Source organism: Mycobacterium sp., from assembly GCF_049278535.1.
In the GTDB taxonomy this organism is placed as follows: Bacteria; Actinomycetota; Actinomycetes; order Mycobacteriales; family Mycobacteriaceae; genus Mycobacterium.
In genome coordinates this window covers 1-3,095 of record NZ_JBAPMI010000355.1, presented here as the reverse complement: position 1 = coordinate 3,095, position 3,095 = coordinate 1, and the positions used below count along the sequence as shown (strand labels likewise).

At 64.9% G+C, this 3,095-nt stretch carries 2 protein-coding genes; one reads left to right on the top strand and one right to left on the bottom strand.

All coding sequences use genetic code 11. The annotated features are described in order from the left end of the window. Nucleotides 1-891: cytochrome P450 (locus tag WAO18_RS23075; protein WP_422208550.1), on the top strand; the 891-nt coding region annotated here is incomplete at its 5' end. A 15-nt stretch (nucleotides 892-906) separates the two neighbouring features. On the opposite strand, the gene WAO18_RS23070 is transcribed toward WAO18_RS23075, so the two are convergent. Then, nucleotides 907-2,664 carry a serine/threonine-protein kinase gene (locus tag WAO18_RS23070; RefSeq protein WP_422208549.1) on the bottom strand — a complete coding sequence of 586 codons (1,758 nt, stop codon included), beginning with the start codon at nucleotides 2,662-2,664 and terminating at the stop codon, nucleotides 907-909. Nucleotides 2,665-3,095: the final 431 nt, after the last annotated feature.

The following is a 3,095-nucleotide window of genomic DNA, read 5'->3' as shown; positions in this document are numbered from 1 at the left end:
AAAATCCTGCAGCCGTTTTTCAGCCCGCTCGGACTGAGCAAGTCACGGCCGGTGCTGGTTCGCCATGCCGCTGACATGATTGACGCGCTCGCCGGCCGGGGCGAGTGCGATGCAATGAAAGACCTGGCGAGCATCTACCCATTCCAGGTGTTCCTCGACCTCTACGGTCTGCCGCTGGAGGACCGCGATCGCCTGATCGCCTGGAAAGACGCGGTGATAGCCGACAAACCCTATGTCACCGAAGCCGACATCGCGCCGGCACGCGCCCTTTACCAATACCTCGCCGACGCAATCCAGCAGCGCCGGGAGGACCCGGGTTCAGACATGCTGTCGGCGGTGATGACCGGTGACGGCGACTTCACCGATCTCGAATTGCTGGGAATGAGCCATCTGCTGATCCTGGCCGGGCTGGACACAGTGACCGCGGCGATCGGCTTCTCGCTGCTGGAGCTGGCGCGCAGACCGGCGCTTCGCGAACAGTTGCGCGGTAATCAAAGGCAGATAAGGGTTTTCATCGAGGAGATCGTCCGATTGGAGCCGTCGGCGCCGGTGGCGCCACGGGTACTGACCCAAACCACCGTCGTCGGCGGTATGACACTGCCCGCGGGATCTTCGGTGCATCTCTGCATGGCTGCGATCAATCGCGACGGCAGCGACTCGATCTCCACCGATGAACTGGTCATGGACGGTAAAGTGCACCGGCACTGGGGATTTGGCGGCGGGCCGCACCGCTGCCTGGGCTCTCACCTGGCGCGCATGGAACTGACGGTGATCGTCGACGAATGGCTCAAGCGAATACCCGAATTCGCGTTGGCGCCGGACTACCACCCTGAGATCAAGTTTCCCAGTAAGACGTTCGCGCTCACTCAGTTACCGCTGCGGTTCGGCTGAACCGCGCCTGGTTTGTCAGCGAGGCGGCCTGCCCTGCGCCGGGGGAGGGGGAAGTTCACTTGGCGGGTTGGGCACTTCGACCCCGGGGGGAACATCTGCGACACGAGACGCAACCGCCGGGATTTCGATCGTCGCGCCTTGCTGGCCGCACTCGTTGCTTTCGACCATGACGGTCATCTTGCCGCGAAGTGCCCCATGGTCTTGCCGCAACGAAATCGCCTGTGTGGTGGTCTGTTTGGCCGTAGCCCCATTCGGTCCCAAGCACGCGAACAGCATCGTGTCCGGTCTCGACTGCCAGGCGCCGTTATGGAAGTCCATCACGACGGACTTGCTGCCCCCGGTTTCGCTCAGCTGTAGGTGGCCGGTCTCGTCGAGCATGGCCCCGGTTGCCACACAGGATTTCGGCGTGCACGCCGTTCGGAAAGCCCACCAGGTGTTGACGTTCGGCGGTTGCGGGTCGGCGGCACCGTTATAGGTCTGGTCGGCGCGGTTGACGTCGATCCGGTACGACCCGTCCAGCGCCTCGCCTGCGATGGGGAAATCATGTGCGCTGGCCGGGGGCGCCGCTTTCGGCGCCGGGTTACGAATGGGTCCCAGGGCGCCGGCAGCGTGCATGCCGTTGTCGTTGTCACGACCGATGATGACGCCGACCGCGACCAGGCCCAGGGCAAGCGACGCCGCTGCGGTACCCAGCCCAATAACCCAAGGCCACCGACTGCGTGGGGGCTTGGCCGGCTTTATCGAATCGTCAACGGCGACTTCCTTTTCCGTTTTCTGATGATGCTGCGCCAGGCGCTGCACGGTCTTGGCCCACGTCGGGAAGAAGGCGGCCGCTGCCGACTCAGCCGCTCCTTGCGCTGCGGGTTGCGCGTGGAGTGCGTCGTGGTCCTCGGGATAGTCGACGACCGTGAGGTAGGCCTCCGGGCTGCGATCCCCGGTCCACGCCCCGGCACCGTGGCTCATGGCGTCCGCGAACGCACGGCAGCTGCCGAACCGATCGCGGGGGTTTTTGGCGAGCGCGACGGCGAACACACTGTCCAGCCGCGCGACATCGGGGCGTCGGTCTCGCAGGCTGGGCGGCTGCGCGGTCAGGTGCTGGCTGATCACGGCGACAGGATTGGACTGCTGGAAAGGCGGCGCGCCGGTCAGCAGGAAATACGCGGTGGCCGCAAGCGAATACTGGTCTGCGCGACCATCGATGTCGGACCCGGTCAACTGCTCAGGTGCCGCGTAGGCCACCGCCTCGCCGGTGAGGTCCGGCCCGTCCGGGTCGCCGAGTTGTGGAGCAAGCCCGAAGTCGGTGAGCAAAATCTGTTGCTCACCGTCGGCCGGGTTGGTGAACAGGATGTTGCTGGGTTTGACGACGCGGTGCAGCATGCCCCGGCTGTGTGCGTAGTCGAGCGCGTCGCCGACGGCTGTCACGACCGCCAGGACCTCACCGGCCGGCATTCCGCTCGGGTATCGGCTGGCGATCAACTCCGCGGCACTGATGCCTTTGACGTAGTCCATCGTGACCCACAACTGTCCGTCGGACTCGCCGCGATACTCGACTCCCAGGATGTGGGGGTGATAGAGGCTTGTCGCGATCGGGGTCTCGCGCATGAACCTGTCACGAAACTCGCGGTCTTCGGTCAGCGCGGCAGGCAAGACCTTCAGGGCGTTCCAGTGCGGTAACCGCGGATGCTGAGCGAGATACACCTCGCCCGTATCCCCACGGCCCAAAAGCCGTAGGACGCTGTATCCAGTGAAGGTCGAGCCGCTGGTGAACGGCATGGCCAGATACTAGCCACGCCCGAGGCCGGGCGGCACCCTGAAACGCTCGGCCACCGACGCCGGCCGCTGCGCGTCGCGGCTCGGCCCACCGGCAACCTGTTCGAGGCACAAATGCCCAGCTGAAGCCCTATTGCCGACCGTCTGCGGAGGTTATCCGCGGCTAGATTTTTTTCGCTCCGCACGGCCACGACTCGGCCGGCTGCGCGCGCCCCGCACCGAGCCCAATCTGCGTGAGACGGCCGTCACCCGACCAAGACCAACACGTTTGCGCACTTCACGGCCGTTTCGGAGCGGCCGGGAGGCGCTTAAAGGGCTGCCACTGTTACTCGGCTGTTACCGGAGATGAACAGTTGTTGCTGCAGGGTGAACAGTTGCAAACACGCAGCTCCTGCACCAGCACCGAGCGCTGCTCGCGTCTATTCTCATGCACG

Excerpts from the sequence above, each read along its gene's own strand:
- WAO18_RS23070 (WP_422208549.1), bottom strand. The coding sequence starts at position 2,664 with ATGCCGTTCACCAGCGGCTCGACCTTCACTGGATACAGCGTCCTACGG.